Source organism: Methanogenium sp. MK-MG (assembly GCF_009914725.1).
Lineage (GTDB): Archaea > Halobacteriota > Methanomicrobia > Methanomicrobiales > Methanomicrobiaceae > Methanogenium.
The window spans coordinates 1-17,386 of the sequence record NZ_JAAAWJ010000040.1; the positions used below are offsets into that span (position 1 = coordinate 1).

The following is a 17,386-nucleotide window of genomic DNA, read 5'->3' on the forward strand; positions in this document are numbered from 1 at the left end:
CGACGGAGGGAAGCAGGGATCATTTTTCCCTGTATTGTTGTCTGCGGTGCAAACAAAGGCAGTTGTGCCCCCGTTTGTCCCAGACAATCGACCTAACTAAGTGGTAACTTCTCAGAGATAAACATATTCATTTACATCTCAAATGGCGCCAGACCGTGAAATAAAACAAAAAACAGATGGAGATTTAAATCAAGGACATATTGCATTTATTTCAGGAATCAATTGAAGAATATTGCATATTTTCAGCAGGGTTATTTTAATTCACTTCTTCTTTCAGTCCCAGACCTGAAAAATAAATTCTGTAGCAGATTCAGTTCACCACCTCATGAGATGAACAACAAAGGGCCAGATACACTTCGATTACAAAAAAACTGGATAATTATTCAGCAAATGCATCTGCGCGCCACTTATCTATGTAAATATCCCCGAAAAATTCATCCTGCCATATAATCAGTCTTCCTTCAAGCATTAAAAACAATAAAGGAAGATAAACTGCGCGATAATCCATATTCATTGCAGAACTCAGAGACGAGAGTGTAATTATCTCATCCGTAGCCGACATCTCCTCAAAACAGGCATACGCAGATACTGCCAAATCCTGAAGATCTTCCTCATGCGCAACAGAAACAATGTCGGAAGCAGCAAAGATTACATCCGGAAACGCACGTTTTTTGCGGCTGCTCCGGCGTTCCACCTTCTCAGCCGTCTTCAGTTCCTTGATCAGTTCATACAATGTAACCGGACTTTTTCGCTTTCCCTTTCTGCCAATCCTTCGTTTAATCTCTCGTTCAAGTCTTTCAATTGGTTCTGACACATCATCAAATGAAAAATCCGGATCGGATTCAAAATCATCTGACAACTCAAACGAGTCTTCAATAATATCAGATTCATCGTCTTCAGACTCTTCAAGATACTCAGATTTCATTCTGAGAAGAAAAGACGCAAAAAACAGAGTTCTGCCGGAAATCCTGAGATCCAGAGTCTTCATCCGCTCAAGTTCACCCAGAAACCGGTCCGTTACTTCAACGATATCAATATTCCAGGGATCAATCTCCCCGGATTCTGCCATTGATACAAGTATTTCAACCGGCTCTTCAGGCATTGTTTTTTACACCGGTAACATACGTTGATTTGTCCGGACGAGCGGTTACTCCAATAATTTGATCAGCCCGATCAATTGTTGGTTTTCGAAGAGAGACACATATGGACTGCACACCGGTCGATAATTCCTGAATCATTGTGGAGACCCGTTCCACATTAGAGCCATCCAGCATCATGTCAATTTCATCCAGTGCATAAAATGGAGCCGGCATAAACTGCTGAACAGAAAATATGAACGAAAGCGTGGTTAGTGATTTTTCTCCTCCGGATAGTGAACTAAGCAGGTGAACCTTTTTGCCCTGCGGCTGGACAGCAAATGTCATCCCTCCGGCAAACGGATCATCCTCATTATCAAGGACAAGCTGACCGGAACCGCATGTCAACTCTGCAAAAATCCTCCTGAAGTTCGTATCAATCGCAGTATATGCCTCCATAAACGCATCATACTTCATCTTCCCGTAATATTCAATACGCTCCATCAAAAGAGTTCGTTCATTTGAGAGCACCTCTTTCTTCTCAGATCGTTCATGGACACGTTTATCGACACGATCATACTCTTCAATTGCAAGCATATTGACCGCACCAATTCTCTTAATCGCACTTTCAGCAGAACCAATGCCCTTTTCAATCTCCTGAAGGGTCATATCCGTCTGCCGATCGCCCACCTCCTGTTTCAGAGACTCAATCTCCTCAATAACAGTGACCTTTCGTTCATTCAGAGATGAAATCTGTAATCTTATTTTTTCAATATCTGCATCGATCTCAAAAATCCTGCGTTCCACAGTATGAAGAGCATCCGTCAGACTGTCATGCTCTTTTTGAAGCCCGCTTATTTCATCAGAAAATGACTGCTTCCGCTGTTCAAGTAAGGCAATCTCATCAGTTTTTTCAGCAATACAACGATTTGCGCCGGAAATGTCATCATCGATGGATCTGTTCCGCTGTTCAATAGTCTCACGCTGTCCGGCAAATTCCTCCAGACGGTTTCTGAAATGCTGACGCTCAAGCTGCTTATCATGGATGTCAGCTTCCTTATTTTTAAGGCGCCGCTCAATATCCGAACATTCGCGCAAAAGACGTTCGCGGTCATCTGACAGAGCAGGGATATTTGTCGCATTCAGGCGGGATTTCAATTCCTCAATGTCACCCGCAACCTGGGAGATACGAGTATTTTTTTCCTCAATTTCCTTCTCGACATCTGCAAGAATACGACCGCCGTTTTTCGATACATCCAGGGAATCCTGCTGAGACTTAAAAATTCCTTCCAGTTCATCAGCAAGTGATGTGATTCGGTTCCTGTACTCATCATACAGCATCCGGTAGCGGGCAAGTTCATCATCTGCACTGCTGCGCTCACGCCGTGCAGACTCAGCTTCATCAGCATATCTGCCAACTGCTGATTCAAGATCATTAAATTCAGAATGCAGACCCATCAGCTCTGCTTCAAGTTTCTGAAGATCCTCACCAACGGCAACACCAAACCCTCCTGAGCGCTGCTTCCTTGACCCACCGGTCATGGCACCCCCTTTCTCCAGGAGTTCACCCTCAAGAGTAATCATCCGGGAAGAACCAATCATCCGCCGTGCATTTTCAAGACGGTCAACGACCACTGTACCTGAAAATACCTGCCGGAATACCGGTTCAAACAGAGGATCAAAATCAAGGAGATTCTCAGCATAATCGATAACAGCAGAAGATGTCCTCTTCAGTGGGGGCAATGAATGATACTTCAGCTTATTCAGGGGCAGAAATGTCATCCTGCCTAACCGGTTCTCTTTAAGATACGCAATTGCCGACGATGCAACGGCATCCGTCTCCACAACAACATTATTCAGACGTCCGCCAGCAGCGATATCAAGTGCTGTGGCATACTCAGGAGGCGCCTTTCCAAGCTGTGCAACAGTACCATACATCCCGCTCATCCCGAGAATCGCATCAAGGGCACGTCCGCCTGTCCCACCGGCCGCCTGTTGCTGTGCCTCCAGACGCATCACCTCCCGCTCTTTTGACTGAATATCTTTCCGCACTTTTTCCAGTGCAGAACGATTCTTCATAAGAAGGGATTCTGTGCGTGCAATCCGTTCCTGAACAGCTGATTTCTGAGATTCAATGTTTTTAATCAGAGATTCATATTGAGAACACTGTTTTTCCTTATCAGACTGTTCACTGTTAATCTGATCGACTCTTCTGTTCAGGCGTTCATTCTCAGAGGTACGGAAACGACTCCGCTCTATCGTCCGGTCCCGTTCCCCGATGAGATCAGATCGTTCTTCCTTTAATTCAGCAATCGTATTCTGGTAGGCAAACAACTGATCGCGGGCACCAGACACCTCATCACTCTCAGCAGAGAGAGACTCTTCAATTTTCTTAAGTTCGTCCCTGAAACGGGACAGATCCATACTGAGATTTGAGCGATCGATTGAGAGCGCACGAATCTCATCTGAACGTTCACTGACACTTGTTTCAGCCCGCTTTGTATTCGTATAAATCGACTGAAGCGATCCTGAGTTTCCTTTCTTCTCAGCATTATTACGATCAATGGATTCAGTCAGTGAACGAATATTTCCTTTTGCTGACTCAATTTTTTCAAGAATTTCTAAATATTCACTGCCGGTCTTTCGATTGATATCTTCAGATACATCACGGATTTTCGCCTGTATCTCCCCGGCATCACTGACAGCAGTCCCTTTCTGTTCTCCGGCCAGCCCTAAATCGCTCTCATGACCCGCAATAATCTCATTCAGAGAAACGAATTCACGCTTACGTTCATTCAAAAGAGCAGAAGAACGACATCTCCTGAGTTCATCCAGTCTCTTTTGCCATTCCCGATATTTGATTGCCTGTTCCCGCTCACTTTCAAGCTCGCCAAGTCTGCGAATCAATTCAGTCAGAACAAGTTCTTCACGCTCAATCCGTTCACGGACAACCTCAAGTTCACCAAGTGCCTGATCTTTTTTCTTGTCAAACTCTGAAACGCCGGCAATTTCATCAATTATTTTCCGCCGTTCATTGTCCGTCATCTCAGTAATCCGTGTAACGTCCCCCTGCATGACAACATTGTAACCTTCTGCTTTTATGCCATATTTTGCCAGAAAATCAACAATTTCTCCCTGTTTACAGAGCCTGTCATTGAGATAATTGTAGCTGTAATATCCATGTGCGGTTCTTTTTATTCTTCTGCGGATTGTTGTATTATCCGAAAAAGTAATGGATACTTCAGCAGTATTTTTACCGGTATTTACATTGAGAAGATCGGTTAGTTTCTCAGCGCGGAGTCCCCGTGCACTCGACAGTGCAAGACAGAACAGAATACTGTCAATGATATTACTTTTTCCAGAACCATTTGGCCCGGATATGACAGTAAAACCCTCAAAAAAGGGGATTTTGGTCTTTTTCCCAAATGACTTGAAATTATCAATCTCAAGTTCAGTGATATACAAAGAGCAGACTCCCAACTATTTCTTCTTTATTTCGACAGTGTCATCTTCATCTGCATAGATGAGAGGCTTCTTTTCTTCTCTGCTGACATACTCACGGTTTACCTTGGGTTGATACATGCTTGCAGGGCGGTTTCCGGCAACAATGAGGTCATTATTATTATTTCGTGGCTCCTCTGCAAGAGTACCGTCGGGCTGCATAATGGTTGCAGTGCCCAATTCCGGTTCTGGTTCTACAGGTCGACTGGCAGGTTGCGGGGATTGTCCCGGTCGTTTTACCATCTGCTCAGACCGCCGCACCATCTTTTCAGGAGCCGGACGCACACGCCGGGTATCGGGCCTCGGATTTAGCTCTTTCTTCCCCTCAAGGACTTCCCTCATCTTCCTTACCTCAGCCTTGAGATCAAGAAGTTCATCCGTCAGCCCCTTAACCATCCCCTCCAGTTCAGTAACCCGCGTGTTCTTCTGGGGTGCAGCATGAGTAGCAGAGACTGCCAGCCGCTTAACCACCCCTTCCAGTTCAGTAATCCGGTGGGATAATTTGTCTGTTATTCGGGAATCCACCCTGCCAGAATCATCTGCCAGCCTCTTAACCATCCCCTCCAGTCGGGCAACCCTGTGGGATAATTCTTCTGAGACTCCGGGATCCATCCTGCGGGAATCATCTGCCAGCCTCTTAACCATCCCTTCCAGATCAGTAACCCGGTGGGAAAAATCTTCTGTGATTCCGGGATTCATCCTGCCAGAATCATCTGCCAGTCCCTTTACTATCCCCTCCAGTCCAGCAACCCGGTGGGATATATCTTCAGTGATTCCGGGATTCATCCTGTCAGAATCATCTTCATTTTCTCTGAGCATCTCAATCTCCCTGTCCTTCTCTTCAATAATATGCCTGAGTCGGTTTATCTCCCGCTGATTCTGTGCCATCTGACCTCTCCCAAGTGAACCATTTCACAGATAATCTAATAATTCTTATGTTCTGTTATATATGAATGTGTTTCCGGGAAATACGCAGGAAACGTGATGAATTCATGGTGAAAGCTGATCCGCGTAACAACATATATACTCTTTTCAGGTCAACATTTCTGCATATGTCTTATCTGGCCGAATCTGATCCAGAAGTCTATGATATTATTGAAATGGAGCGTTCACGCCAGGTCAATGGCCTTGAACTGATCGCTTCAGAAAATGTAGTATCAAGAGCGGTTCTCGAAGCTGTCGGTTCTATTATGACCAACAAGTATGCCGAAGGCTATCCTGGCAAACGGTATTATGGCGGTTGTATGTACCATGACATGGTCGAAAACCTTGCGCGCGACCGTCTCTGTGAACTGTATGGCGCTGAACATGCAAATGTACAGGCTGTTTCAGGAAGCCAGGCAAACCAGGCGGTTTACTTCGCATACATGAAGCACAATGATATGATGATGAGTCAGGATCTGGCACAGGGTGGCCACCTCTCACACGGATCACCGGTAAATATCACAGGAAAGTGGTATTCCGTCTCACATTATGGCGTTGACTCAGAAACCGAAACCCTGGATTATGCTGCCATTGCTGAACAGGCACGTAAACAGAAACCAAAGATGATTGTCTGCGGCGCAAGCGCATATCCGCGTACCATCGACTTCAAGGCATTCAAGGAGATTGCTGAAGAAGTGGGTGCATACTGCATGGCAGACATTGCCCACATTGCGGGCCTGATTGCAGGAGGGGAACATCCAACATCTGTCGGCGTGACTGATTTCACCACCACCACCACGCATAAAACACTCCGTGGTCCGCGTGGCGGCGCAATCATGTGCAATGAAGAAGATGCAAAGGCCATTGACAAATCGGTCTTCCCCGGAATGCAGGGCGGCCCCCTGATGCATGTGATTGCCGGAAAGGCAGTCTGTTTCAAAGAGGCGCTGAAACCGGAATTCAAAGACTATGCCAGGCAGATTGTGAAAAATTCACGGGCAATGGCAGAGACACTGATTGAAGATGAATTCGATCTGGTCTCCGGCGGAACCGATAACCACCTGATTCTTCTTGACCTGACGAATCTTGGCATCACCGGTCTCGAAGCGGAAAATGCACTCGGAGACGCAGGAATCACGGTTAATAAGAATACCATTCCGCGCGAGACACGCAGTCCGTTTGTCACCAGCGGTCTCCGGATAGGCACACCGGCCATTACATCCCGTGGCATGAAGGAAGACGAAATGAAGCAGATTGCTCACCTCATAGGCCGTGTGCTGAAAGACAAGGACAATACCCAGCTGAAGGCCGAAGTAAAGGCAGAAGTGAAGGCACTTGCTTCCGGCTACCCCCTCTACCCTGATGCAGTATGTTAATTGATGGAAAAAGCGTTTCACAGGAACGTCTTGAAATCCTGAACCGTGAGATCCGGGAATCCGGACTCTCACCCGGACTTGCAACAGTAATTGTCGGTGAAGATCCTGCTTCACAGATGTATGTACGGATGAAGCACAAGGCATGTGACAAAGTCGGCATCCGTTCTGTTGGTGTTGTCCTGAAAGATGATGCAACAACAGAAGAAGTGATTGCACATGTCAATGCACTCAACGAAGATGCATCTGTCGATGGCATTCTCGTCCAGCTCCCTCTCCCCGGCCATATCGATACGGAAGCTGTCATTGAAGCGGTGTCCCCCGAGAAAGATGTGGATGGATTTCATCCGGAAAATCTGGGAGCACTCTTCTCCGGACGCCCCACTTTTGTGCCATGCACGCCTGGCGGTATCATGACACTGCTTGAGGAATACAACATTGAGCCAAAAGGACTGAATGCAGTAGTCATCGGCAGAAGCGTTGATGTCGGACGGCCAATGGCTGCCCTTCTGCTGAACGCCGATGCAACGGTGACCATCTGCCACTCCAAGACAAAAAATCTTGCAGAAGAGGTCAGGAGAGCTGACCTCATTGTCAGTGCTATTGGCAAAGCTCACTTTATCACAAAAGAGATGGTCACTCCCGGAGCAGTGGTAATAGACGTTGGCATCAACCAGGACGAAGATGGCAAACTCTGCGGCGATGTTGACTTTGACGCAGTCAGTGCCATTGCATCCGCAATCACACCGGTTCCCGGAGGCGTTGGTCCGATGACCATCGCAACTCTCATGGAAAACACATTTAAAGCTGCGAAAAACCATTTATGCTAACCTGCAGAATTGGAAATATCACTGTTGGAAAGAATGCCCCGGTACGGCTGATGGCTGTTATCAATGCCAGCCCCGAGTCATTCTTTTCCAAATCTTTTGTCCCGCCCGGGTCAGTATTAAGCACTGCCCAAAGATTTGCCGATGAAGGTGCAGATATCATTGACATTGGTGCGCGAAGCACAGCACCCGATTCACCCACAATCCCGGTGCATACAGAACGTGAACGGATAACAGACGTTCTAAAGCACATTGAGGGATTAAGTATTCCCATCTCTCTTGACACCATGCACCCCGAAGTCCTGAATGCAGCACTCCGGTACGATATTGCTGCAATTAATGATATTCACGGACTGGCAGATCCGGAATATTCCCGGATTGCCGCGGATTCAGGACTGCCGGTGATATGCATGGCCTCAGAGGCTGCACCCGGAGATGTCAGAGGCGTGAGGGCCACCATGTCCACCCTGTCTGTAGTCGTTGAACGGGCAGAAAAAACCGGAATTGAAGAGCTGATTCTTGATCCGGCCATTGGCAAATGGATTCCTGAACGGGAACCTGAAGATGACTGGGAATTATGTCGTCATTTTTCAGAATTTCTGGAATTAGAGCGACCCCTTCTTGCAGCAGTATCAAGAAAAACATTCATCGGTGACCTGACCGGAAGAAGCCCGGAAGACAGACTTGCGGGGACACTGGCAGTAACCTGCTCCCTCATGGATAAAGGGGCTTCATTAATACGCGCACACGATGTCCGCGAAACCGCAGACATTATCCGTGTGCACCAGAAACTCAATCTGCGGATATGATCCAATGAACACACAATTCAACGTAACGGGTCTGAAAACAGGTATTGTTGTGCCAGGCGACGACATCACCGGGATTCTTCTGAAATCACTCCTGCAGACCGGTCTGACACTGGAAGACGGTGATGTGATTGTAATTGCAGAGAATGCTGTCGCAACCGCTGAAGGGGCCCTCGTCACCCTTTCAGAGAACACACCGTCACCAGAAGCCTGCAGATACGCAGAGACCTATCAGATGGACCCACACCTTGCAGAAGCCGTCATTCAGGAAAGTGATACAATAATCGGCGGCATTCCCGGATTCCTTCTCTGCATGAAGAACGGGACGCTCCTCCCGAATGCGGGTATTGACGGATCAAATGCTCCGCCGGGAACCGTGGTATGCCTGCCGCGCAACCCCAACAGAAGTGCTGAAACAATCCGTGCCGGAATCCAGGAAAAAACCGGATGCAAAATAATCGTCATCATCGCAGATTCACGCACACATGCAATGCGTCTGGGGTGCAGTGGTGTTGCAATCGGATGTGCAGGAACCCTTGCAGTGACGGATGAAGTCGGAAAACGCGATCTCTTCGGACGCGAACTGACGGTGACAAAAAAGGCAGTCGCAGACAATATCGCATCAGCTGCCGAACTGGTGATGGGAGAAGCAGATGAATCAATGCCTGCGGCAGTTATTCAGGGCCTCTCGTTAACAGTCTGTGATATATCCGGAATACCGGATATCGCAGCAGAAGAATGCCTATTCATGGGAGCTGCGCTGAATGCCAACCCTGCCATGTTCAAGTGACAGCGTAAGCCCGATCTCCTTTAGAAAACACAGGCTACGCCCACTTCCATGGATCAGAATCTCAACCAGATCCTCTTTTTCATCGATATCTGTTGACATAAAAAAAGAGTCAATGACCTCATAGCTCAATCCGGCAGCCTCTGCAATCCTGACATGATCACAGAATGATGCACCGTAATAATCAACATGATATGCCTGTGGCTTTCTGATGTAGAGAGCATTTGTCCCACCACCACGTCCGGGCACAATACCGATATCAGCAGTGCCTGCCACAAGGCGTTTCACTGCATCCGGTGTTATCAAAGGAAGGTCTGACATCATGATCAGCACCGGTGTATCCTGCAGGGACAGATATGCATTCAGTGCCTCATTTAATTCCCGGTCATCAACATGTGTACGGACACCATGAAACTCAAACGGAACCGTAGAGAGGATACCGGGGGAACAGCCAGCCGCCAGGAGGACAGACACTACATCTCCAAGCATGGCACGGGCAAATGCTTCCCGTTCTTCCTGGTCCATCACGCCGGAAAGACGGGTCTTCGGATTTACCGGTCGGAATGGAATAATTGCATGAACCTGTCTGGATTCAGTCATAAATAAACCCTGAAAAATTATACATCACTGCCAAAGAAGAGACGGCAGTGACAGTATCCATCATTCGTTATTTCAGCTTCATGGAATATACAGGGACAGATAATTTCCTTATCCTTATCGAGATCACCTGTTCTCATACGGCAGGGGCAATACCGTTCGCCAAAGCGGGCGGTATTTCGTGCAAGTCCCTTAATAACGGCTTCCAGTTGTTTCTCATTTGGATTTACGTTCCAGCCATGAGATGCAGCATAATCCCGTGCCCATGCAAGAAGAGCCTCCTGAACTTCAGCTTCATTCTCTGAATCATTGTTGCCCGTCATTTAATTATCTCCCTTCACAGTAATCAATCATTGAATCAAACAGCTTTTTGCCATCCTCTGAACCAAGAACGGATTCGGCTGCCCTTTCAGGATGCGGCATCATTAAAAGCACATTCTGATCCTCACCCAGCACGCCGGTGATATTAAGCGCTGAACCGTTTGGATTGCTTTCCGGGGTGCAGTTGCCTGCCGCATCACAGAACCGGAATGCTACTCTGCCTTCATCCAGCAGGCGTTGTGGGACTCCCTCTCCTGCAACATATCTGCCTTCCTTATGCGCAATGGGAATCCGGATGATATCACCTTCTGTATAACCTGACGTAAACGGTGATGAGGCATTTTCAACTTTCAGATGCACCCACTCACAGATGAACTTTGGATACTTATTTATGGTGAATACACCCGGAATAAGACCACTTTCTGCACCTATCTGGGCACCATTACAGATACCCAGCACAAGACCTCCGGCCGCTGCATGCCGGCGGACGTCCTGCATCACAGGCGTTCTTGTCGCAATGGCACCTGCACGGAGATAATCGCCATATGAAAATCCTCCGGGAATCACTATCGCATCATATGAACGGTTAAACCCTTCTTTGTACCACACCAGATCACAGTCAACACCGCAGACGTCTTCGATGACATGCTGTGCGTCCTGGTCACAGTTGCTCCCGCCGAACTGCAGAACCGCAAACCTCATTCAACAGCCTCAATCTCATAGGAGTGGATGACAGGATTTGCAAGGAGGCGGTCGCACATCTCGGCGGCCAGACGTTTTGCCTCTTCAGATGAATCCGTGTCAATACCCACATTAAACACCCGTGCTGTCGAAAGTGAGGCTGTTGTATACCCCAGATCTGACAATGCATGCTGAATCGCCCGGGCCTCCGGGTCAAGCATACCATCCTTCAGTGAAATTGTAATTTTTACGGTAATTGTCATGTTATCCAACCTTCAGTTTTCCTGTAATATTTTATCAACAACTCTACCATATGCCGAGAGCACATCACCTTTGCCAAACCGGTAGACATCCTTATCCAGTGATTCTCCGGTTGCAAGATCCCATAACCGCATGGAGTCCATGCTTATTTCATCACCCAGACAGATGGTGTCACCGGAACGGCCGAACTCAATCTTGAAATCTACCAGCTCAATGCCCGCTTTAGTAAAGAAATCTTTCAGGAGGGTATTTATTTTCAGTGTCGTCTCACGGACTTCCCGCAGATCATCAGGCGAAAGGAATCCAAGAGCAATAATGAGGTCATCGTTTATCGACGGATCACCGTGTTCATCATCTTTATAGTCAGTGACGATAACAGGCGGATCAATGCGCTGCCCTTCAGTGAACGGGAACTTTTTAACGATAGAACCGGCGGCCACATTTCGTGCAATGACTTCAAGAGGGATCATGGTGAGTTCCCTGACAATCATGGTTCTTTCATCTTCCATCCGGATAAAATGCGTTGGAATCCCGTTTTTTTCAAGATATTCAAAGAAGAATGCAGAAACACGCGCATTATATGCTCCTTTTCCTGCAAGTATATCCTTTTTCCCGCCATTGAACGCGGTAATATCATCCCGGAATACTACTCTCAGCTCTCCGGCTACATTTGTCCGGAAAACCGATTTTGCCTTCCCCTCATAGAGCAACTGGTCATCATCCATGTAAATCATCATCTCCAAATTCTGTTAGATTCCGTATCTCAATTGTTTTAGTAAGCCTTTGAATTATTTCATTCAGACGGTCATCATACCATCCTTTGTCAACGAACCGCTGATAGATACAGAGACGTTCTTTCAGTATATTATTCCCGACAACTGCTTTAAGTTCATCAATCTGTGGCCAGGGATGTTCCGGGTTGACATAATCAATGGTGACCGGTGAAACACCACCCAGATCGTCAACTCCACAGGAAATGAGATCAGAGGCATCAGCAAGGTTTGGAGGAACCTGAACCATCACATCTTCAGGAAGAATTTCCCGCGCATGACGAATAATACGGCACATCTCTTCTGCACCCGGATAAGAAGCAGCTTCCATGGGAGTGCCTTCCTTGGGACAGAAGTTCTGGATAATGACCTCTTGGATATGATCATATCTTTTATGAATATCCCTGATCACTTCCAGTGATTCGATGCGGTCTTCAGGTGTTTCACCAATGCCGATCAATATACCGGTTGTGAATGGAATTTTTTGCTTTCCTGCTTCTTCCATCATACCAATACGAACTTCCGGAGCCTTCCCGGGTGAACCATGGTGTGCGGGAACGGTCGCTGTCGTCTCAAGCATGAGGCCCATACTCGCATTAACCTCACGCAGGCGTTTCATCTCTTCTTCTGTGAGAATACCTGCATTCGTATGGGGAAGCATGCCCTGGGCAAGCGCTTCCCTGCACATATCATAACAGTATTCAAGAAAATCAGTGTAGCCGGTCTCTGAGAGGTAATGAGCAAAACCCGGCACTTCATTGGGACGTTCACCAAAGGTAAACAATGCCTCGGTGCACCCCATACGACCGCTATGCTGCAATATATCACGGACCGCATCAGGAGACATGATACAGCCTGCCTGAGGTGATTTCTTAAAACAACAGTAACCGCATGAATTACAACAGACCGTAGTCAGAGGAAGGAACGCATTGCGTGAAAATGTTACCACACGCCGCTGCATGAATATACGTATCTGCATTCAACATATTCAACCTTCGGAAATGGCAGAAAAAAAAAGTCAGAACCACTGGTCAAGAGTCTTCTGACCTGCAGTTGTGCGCATCTTTGTGAGGACTGCATCAACACGTTCTTCTGAGAAATCATTCACCGAACAGAGCAGCTCACGGACAGCGGATTCATCAGGTTTGTTCCATGAAATAGTATAATTATCAGTCACAGGTGGCGAACGGAAAAATTCAATGACGGGCTGGGGATCAAAATCCGGCGCTTTTTCATCAAGCGTCTCCCAAAATGCATTATTCCGTACAATTTTCAGTGCTGTTTTTGGTCCGATTCCTTTAATTCCTGCATTAAAATCTGTTCCGATAAGTATGCTCATTTCAATCAGGTTATCCCGTGAAATGTTCAGACCTTCCAGAATCTTTGATAAATATAATTTTTCAGGTTCAACTACAATCGTTCGTCCACGAAAACGCCGTTTGCCACTGACTGCCAGATTTCTCACAAGCACCGGCACCCCGAACAGCAGTGAATCATAGTCCTGTGAAACAGAATAGTCCAGTTCACCCTTCTGCACCATATAGGCCGCCTGTGCCTCACCCTCACTGGGAGCATCCACGAATGGAATGCCCATTACACTCAAAAGTTCCTTTGAACTTGACACCACCCATTCATCAACGCGGGAGGCAGCGCGTGCCTGCTTATAGGATTCTTCAATATCACCCTCTTCCCTGGCCTGTTTCCAGGCAATTCCCGCTTTATCACGCAGTTCACGCCTTTTTGCTATGGTTGAAGACTTCAGGTCAGGTGGTTTGCCGTCAAAAATATAGACCGGCTTGAGCCCGTATTCGAGAAAACGGGCAGTCCGGAAGAAGAGTCCTGACAGGTGGGAGGTAACCTTACCTTCACGGTTCATCAGAGGAGTGCCGTCCTGCTGTCGGATAATGGTCAAAAACTGGTATAACGCATTATTTCCATCAATCGCTGCTGTACCGGAGAGAGCATCCCAGCCTACCGGCACTTTATAATCTGTCAGAACTTCCCGTAATGCAACGCCCATAAATATCAAAATAATATCTGTTTGTTCTAACGGTATACTCTGCGGGAGAGTTCACTGACAATCTGATGGACCTCTGAGATCATGGTATCGCATTTATTGCATACCATCAGATTCAGCTCATCAAGATTCATGCGCATCGTTCGTTCCCTGGCAATGACGTTTTGATCAAGATTTCTGATCTTTGCCCCAAGGGACAGAAACAGTCCCCCCAGCGATGCCATCATCAGCGTTGCTGCAACAGCAAGTATCAGATCCTGCCATACCCGCAGGATCAGAACCAACGTCGATATGATAAGAACAATCGCCAGTATGATATCGACAATGGATTCCTGAATATCCATGATATTTGATATCTGCACGGCACTAATTAAATTACCTATATCGATTTGGTCACTATCCATCCCGGATGTCATATATTATTGATTTCACAAATACTCTTTTATAACCAATCAGGGTAAATATTCATTCATCAATGAATACGAGACAAATCGCCCCTTTTATCGGGATGGGAATTCTGATGGTTGCCGTACAGCTCCTCTCCATCTTCCTCACGCCCCTGATGCTTGGCGCGGGGTATGAAGCATTTGAAAATCCAGAATCCGCGGCAAATCCTATCTACTTTATCATTATACTCCTCATATTCACAGCCGTCCTCCTCTGGCTCATCAAGCGCGGGAAGGAGTTTGCAATTAAGGCCATTATCGGATTCTCCATCCTCTTTATCTTTGGATACATCTACAGCGCACTCTTCCTCTTTGCCATGGGAAATACCCTTGTCGCATGGTCACTAACAGTCATTGCCACGGTCATCTCAGGAGGGCTCCTATATGCCTACCCTGAATGGTATGTCATCGATATTCTTGGTGTTCTGATATCAGGAGGCGCTGCAGCAATATTTGGCATATCCCTCACCATTCTTCCGGTTATCATTCTTCTGATACTCCTTGCCGTCTACGATGCAGTGTCGGTATACCGTACAAAACATATGGTCGATCTGGCTGAGAGTGTCATCAATATGAAGACTCCGATTCTGGTTGTGGTACCCAAATCGCTCAATTATTCATACATCAAAGAAGGAATCGGAATAAAAGAGAAGAAAGAAGACAGAGGGGCATATATTATGGGAATGGGGGATCTCATCATGCCGAATATTCTGGTAGTCTCTTCCTTTGCATTTTTAACCGGCGCACCCGCCGTATTTGGCATCACCCTGCCGACCCTCGGCGCCATGGCGGGAACCGTCATCGGTCTGGCAGCCCTGTTATGGTTTGTTTCAGGAGGAAAACCTCAGGCAGGACTCCCCCTGTTAAACGGGGGAGCAATCGCCGGATTTATTCTTCTATGTGCACTAACGGGGAGCTGGGGCTGGATTCCCGGTATGTAAGGAGAAGATCTACAATCTCTTCTATACCTTCACCGGACGCAGTTGACATATTGTAATATCCGTCAAGTGATTTCAGGTCTGATTTGTTCACCACAACCTCAATGGGCACATCATCCATTATCCGCCGGAGTTCTTCAAGGAGGTTTTGCTGTTCAGCAATCGGGTATCCGCATGCCTCACTTGCATCAATGATAAAAAGGATGACATCCGCGACATTTGTTATCGCAGAGAGTGCCTGATGCTCAATATAATTCCGTTCATGAGCAGGCCGGTCAAGAATGCCCGGTGTGTCAACAATCTGAATCCGATCTCTTCCTATCTGGCAGTGTCCAAGCACAATCTGTTTTGTCGTAAACGCATACTCTGCCACCTCCGGTTCAGCAGATGAGATATGCCGGATAAACGAGGATTTCCCCACATTCGGGAACCCTGCAACAACAATGGTAAATTCATCCCTGATATCAGGAAGCTTCCTCAGGGTGTTGCGTGCTTCATTGAGGAAATGTAGTTCATCATCAATCTGGTGAATAACAGAGGCAATGCGTGCGGTTCCCTGTTTACGAACATCAGACGAGTCCTCCGACCTGCGAATTCTCCATGCGTATTCATTCCCCAGGGTCATTACCTGATTGGCGGCCCATGATAATGCACCCAGAGAACGCCTCATCTTGTCAATCCCAAAGAGAAGGTCGGTCATATCCTGATAAAATACCGGAAGATTCTCTATCGTCGGAAACTGTTTTACCATGTAGACGAGTTTATCGCTCAGTGATTTTGATGTTGAACGGATAAATTCTTCATCCGCACGTTTCTTGTTTCGTTTCTCATGTTTGACTATAGCAGGCTTCCGGAAGGCCCGGTCAAGCAGTTCATCTGCAGTGAGTATTGTCGGTATTTTCTCATATTCCATATGCTGTACAACCTATTATTATTAGCAATTGCGAAGCAATTAATCACTATGGAACTGTCACCGATCCAGAAGGACATTCTGATCACTTTGATTACGCTGTATCATGAGAGTTCTTCAGCAATAAAAGGCGAGGGAATTGCTGGAGTACTCAAACGAAATCCAGGTACTGTCCGGAATCAAATGCAGGCCCTCCGGGCACTGGGTCTTGTGGACGGGGTGCCAGGACCCAAAGGCGGCTATACACCAACATCACGGGCCTACCGGGAACTGAATATTGCAGATTATGCAAATGAGTCCCTTGTCCCCATACGAAAAAATGAAGAACTGGTGCCAAGTGTCAATGTATCTGAAATCGATTTTACCACCCTGTGCCACCCTGACATCTGTCATGCAGTGGTGAAATTAATCGGCAGTGTCAGACTCTTCGATATCGGGGATGCAATAACCATCGGACCATCGCCGGTGAATAAACTTCTTGTGCGCGGGGAGATTTACGGAAAGGATGAGGTATCCCAGTCACTTCTGATTACGATTACTGAGATGATCTCCCTTCCAAAGAAACAGATTGAATATTATATGTCTTCCCCTGTTATCTGCATCGAAGTAAGCGCAACATTTGCAGACGCCTGCCGAATATTTTCTGAGGCAAAAATACATGGCGCACCCGTGACAGAGGATGGACAGGTACGGGGAATCATAACTCTTACAGATGTCGCAGATGGTATTGCAGATGGCAAATCCCTGTCAGACTCTGTTACTGATGTGATGACACACAATGTTGTGACAGCTTCACCGGACATCAATCTGTATGAAGTGATTGGAAGATTTAAACAGCAGAATATTGGCAGACTCATCATTGTCAGAGATGAACAGCCCGTAGGGATTCTCACACAATCGGATATCATCCGATTATTCCCATCCCCCTGAAAAATATAATAAGAATCAGCCCACAATGCAGGTTTAAAGCTAAAATGAAGGACAATTAAAGGGATTTGCAATAACTTATATACTTGAAACCCTCTCTTTTTGTATATGAAACTGACATTCTCCCGGACACTCTCCAAAAAAAAAGTGATGAGTACAGACGGTATTGTTATCGGAACAATACGGAATATCATGGCGGATTATAAATCAGGGGAAGTTACTGA

19 protein-coding genes are annotated in these 17,386 nt (G+C 46.8%); 7 read left to right on the top strand and 12 right to left on the bottom strand.

The genetic code is table 11. The features are described from left to right. Window positions 1-379: 379 nt before the first annotated feature. Genes MKMG_RS07110 through MKMG_RS07120 form a run of 3 tightly spaced genes read right to left on the bottom strand, consistent with a single transcriptional unit; the run spans window position 380 to window position 5,465 of the window. Window positions 380-1,102, bottom strand: a complete 723-nt coding sequence (locus MKMG_RS07110; protein WP_165076905.1) for a segregation/condensation protein A — start codon at window positions 1,100-1,102, stop codon at window positions 380-382. Continuing rightward, entirely contained in the window at window positions 1,095-4,541 is a 3,447-nt protein-coding gene (smc, locus tag MKMG_RS07115) for a chromosome segregation protein SMC (RefSeq protein ID WP_165076906.1), read from the bottom strand. Before smc ends, MKMG_RS07110 begins: the two co-directional genes overlap by 8 nt. A gap of 15 nt (window positions 4,542-4,556) precedes the next feature. After that, window positions 4,557-5,465, bottom strand: a complete 909-nt coding sequence (locus MKMG_RS07120; RefSeq protein ID WP_165076907.1) for a hypothetical protein — start codon at window positions 5,463-5,465, stop codon at window positions 4,557-4,559. A 164-nt stretch (window positions 5,466-5,629) separates the two neighbouring features. Here MKMG_RS07120 and glyA point away from each other — a divergent pair, with 164 nt between their 5' ends. The 4 genes from glyA to cofE are packed head-to-tail and all read left to right on the top strand — an operon-like array spanning window position 5,630 to window position 9,297. Continuing rightward, window positions 5,630-6,877 (top strand): serine hydroxymethyltransferase, encoded by a 1,248-nt coding sequence (gene glyA, locus MKMG_RS07125; protein ID WP_165076908.1) that lies wholly within the window; start codon window positions 5,630-5,632, stop codon window positions 6,875-6,877. Further along, complete coding sequence (gene folD / locus MKMG_RS07130; RefSeq protein WP_165076909.1) at window positions 6,871-7,704, top strand: bifunctional methylenetetrahydrofolate dehydrogenase/methenyltetrahydrofolate cyclohydrolase FolD; 834 nt, start codon at window positions 6,871-6,873, stop codon at window positions 7,702-7,704. Before glyA ends, folD begins: the two co-directional genes overlap by 7 nt. Then, window positions 7,698-8,510, top strand: coding sequence for a dihydropteroate synthase (gene folP, locus MKMG_RS07135; RefSeq protein ID WP_165076910.1), 813 nt, complete (start codon window positions 7,698-7,700; stop codon window positions 8,508-8,510). Before folD ends, folP begins: the two co-directional genes overlap by 7 nt. 4 nt (window positions 8,511-8,514) lie before the next feature. Beyond that, window positions 8,515-9,297: a coenzyme F420-0:L-glutamate ligase gene (gene cofE, locus MKMG_RS07140; RefSeq protein ID WP_165076911.1), complete on the top strand. Its 783-nt coding sequence runs from the start codon at window positions 8,515-8,517 to the stop codon at window positions 9,295-9,297. On the opposite strand, the gene cofC is transcribed toward cofE, so the two are convergent. The 8 genes from cofC to MKMG_RS07180 are packed head-to-tail and all read right to left on the bottom strand — an operon-like array spanning window position 9,250 to window position 14,285. After that, a complete protein-coding gene (gene cofC / locus MKMG_RS07145) occupies window positions 9,250-9,894 on the bottom strand; it encodes a 2-phospho-L-lactate guanylyltransferase (protein ID WP_165076912.1) in 645 nt (214 codons plus the stop codon). The genes cofE and cofC overlap by 48 nt on opposite strands. A 17-nt stretch (window positions 9,895-9,911) precedes the next feature. Next, complete coding sequence (locus tag MKMG_RS07150; protein WP_165076913.1) at window positions 9,912-10,214, bottom strand: ferredoxin-thioredoxin reductase catalytic domain-containing protein; 303 nt, start codon at window positions 10,212-10,214, stop codon at window positions 9,912-9,914. 4 nt (window positions 10,215-10,218) lie between these two features. Then, window positions 10,219-10,914: a phosphoribosylformylglycinamidine synthase I gene (purQ, locus tag MKMG_RS07155; protein WP_165076915.1), complete on the bottom strand. Its 696-nt coding sequence runs from the start codon at window positions 10,912-10,914 to the stop codon at window positions 10,219-10,221. Continuing rightward, window positions 10,911-11,156 carry a phosphoribosylformylglycinamidine synthase subunit PurS gene (gene purS / locus MKMG_RS07160; protein WP_165076917.1) on the bottom strand — a complete coding sequence of 82 codons (246 nt, stop codon included), beginning with the start codon at window positions 11,154-11,156 and terminating at the stop codon, window positions 10,911-10,913. The genes purQ and purS overlap by 4 nt, the downstream gene beginning before the upstream one ends. A 12-nt stretch (window positions 11,157-11,168) precedes the next feature. After that, on the bottom strand, window positions 11,169-11,879 hold the full coding sequence (purC, locus tag MKMG_RS07165) for a phosphoribosylaminoimidazolesuccinocarboxamide synthase (RefSeq protein WP_165076928.1): 711 nt from the start codon (window positions 11,877-11,879) through the stop codon (window positions 11,169-11,171). Beyond that, entirely contained in the window at window positions 11,872-12,885 is a 1,014-nt protein-coding gene (cofG, locus tag MKMG_RS07170) for a 7,8-didemethyl-8-hydroxy-5-deazariboflavin synthase subunit CofG (RefSeq protein WP_165076929.1), read from the bottom strand. The genes purC and cofG overlap by 8 nt, the downstream gene beginning before the upstream one ends. Window positions 12,886-12,942: 57 nt before the next feature. Next, window positions 12,943-13,944, bottom strand: a complete 1,002-nt coding sequence (fen, locus tag MKMG_RS07175) for a flap endonuclease-1 (protein WP_165076919.1) — start codon at window positions 13,942-13,944, stop codon at window positions 12,943-12,945. A 26-nt stretch (window positions 13,945-13,970) separates the two neighbouring features. Then, window positions 13,971-14,285, bottom strand: a complete 315-nt coding sequence (locus tag MKMG_RS07180; RefSeq protein WP_165076921.1) for a hypothetical protein — start codon at window positions 14,283-14,285, stop codon at window positions 13,971-13,973. 131 nt (window positions 14,286-14,416) lie between these two features. Here MKMG_RS07180 and MKMG_RS07185 point away from each other — a divergent pair, with 131 nt between their 5' ends. Then, a complete protein-coding gene (locus tag MKMG_RS07185) occupies window positions 14,417-15,328 on the top strand; it encodes a presenilin family intramembrane aspartyl protease PSH (protein WP_165076923.1) in 912 nt (303 codons plus the stop codon). Here MKMG_RS07185 and MKMG_RS07190 read toward each other — a convergent pair. Next, the gene (locus MKMG_RS07190) at window positions 15,276-16,238 is read right to left on the bottom strand and encodes a GTPase (RefSeq protein ID WP_165076925.1); all 963 of its coding nucleotides are present in this window, start codon (window positions 16,236-16,238) and stop codon (window positions 15,276-15,278) included. The genes MKMG_RS07185 and MKMG_RS07190 overlap by 53 nt on opposite strands. A 48-nt stretch (window positions 16,239-16,286) precedes the next feature. Between MKMG_RS07190 and MKMG_RS07195 the strand changes: the two genes are divergently transcribed. After that, a complete protein-coding gene (locus MKMG_RS07195; RefSeq protein ID WP_165076927.1) occupies window positions 16,287-17,165 on the top strand; it encodes a CBS domain-containing protein in 879 nt (292 codons plus the stop codon). A gap of 105 nt (window positions 17,166-17,270) precedes the next feature. Next, on the top strand, window positions 17,271-17,386 hold a 116-nt coding region (locus MKMG_RS11675; protein WP_174235643.1), incomplete at its 3' end, for a PRC-barrel domain-containing protein.

What these genes read in the sequence shown, in the direction of transcription:
- MKMG_RS07150 (WP_165076913.1), bottom strand. Translation starts at nt 10,214, where the DNA reads ATGACGGGCAACAATGATTCAGAGAATGAAGCTGAAGTTCAGGAGGCT.
- glyA (WP_165076908.1), top strand. Translation starts at nt 5,630, where the DNA reads ATGTCTTATCTGGCCGAATCTGATCCAGAAGTCTATGATATTATTGAA.
- cofE (WP_165076911.1), top strand. Translation starts at nt 8,515, where the DNA reads ATGAACACACAATTCAACGTAACGGGTCTGAAAACAGGTATTGTTGTG.
- MKMG_RS07110 (WP_165076905.1), bottom strand. Translation starts at nt 1,102, where the DNA reads ATGCCTGAAGAGCCGGTTGAAATACTTGTATCAATGGCAGAATCCGGG.
- cofC (WP_165076912.1), bottom strand. Translation starts at nt 9,894, where the DNA reads ATGACTGAATCCAGACAGGTTCATGCAATTATTCCATTCCGACCGGTA.
- purQ (WP_165076915.1), bottom strand. Translation starts at nt 10,914, where the DNA reads ATGAGGTTTGCGGTTCTGCAGTTCGGCGGGAGCAACTGTGACCAGGAC.
- MKMG_RS07190 (WP_165076925.1), bottom strand. Translation starts at nt 16,238, where the DNA reads ATGGAATATGAGAAAATACCGACAATACTCACTGCAGATGAACTGCTT.
- MKMG_RS07195 (WP_165076927.1), top strand. Translation starts at nt 16,287, where the DNA reads ATGGAACTGTCACCGATCCAGAAGGACATTCTGATCACTTTGATTACG.
- folP (WP_165076910.1), top strand. Translation starts at nt 7,698, where the DNA reads ATGCTAACCTGCAGAATTGGAAATATCACTGTTGGAAAGAATGCCCCG.
- MKMG_RS07120 (WP_165076907.1), bottom strand. Translation starts at nt 5,465, where the DNA reads ATGGCACAGAATCAGCGGGAGATAAACCGACTCAGGCATATTATTGAA.
- MKMG_RS07185 (WP_165076923.1), top strand. Translation starts at nt 14,417, where the DNA reads ATGAATACGAGACAAATCGCCCCTTTTATCGGGATGGGAATTCTGATG.
- folD (WP_165076909.1), top strand. Translation starts at nt 6,871, where the DNA reads ATGTTAATTGATGGAAAAAGCGTTTCACAGGAACGTCTTGAAATCCTG.
- purC (WP_165076928.1), bottom strand. Translation starts at nt 11,879, where the DNA reads ATGGATGATGACCAGTTGCTCTATGAGGGGAAGGCAAAATCGGTTTTC.
- fen (WP_165076919.1), bottom strand. Translation starts at nt 13,944, where the DNA reads ATGGGCGTTGCATTACGGGAAGTTCTGACAGATTATAAAGTGCCGGTA.
- purS (WP_165076917.1), bottom strand. Translation starts at nt 11,156, where the DNA reads ATGACAATTACCGTAAAAATTACAATTTCACTGAAGGATGGTATGCTT.
- cofG (WP_165076929.1), bottom strand. Translation starts at nt 12,885, where the DNA reads ATGCAGCGGCGTGTGGTAACATTTTCACGCAATGCGTTCCTTCCTCTG.
- MKMG_RS07180 (WP_165076921.1), bottom strand. Translation starts at nt 14,285, where the DNA reads ATGGATATTCAGGAATCCATTGTCGATATCATACTGGCGATTGTTCTT.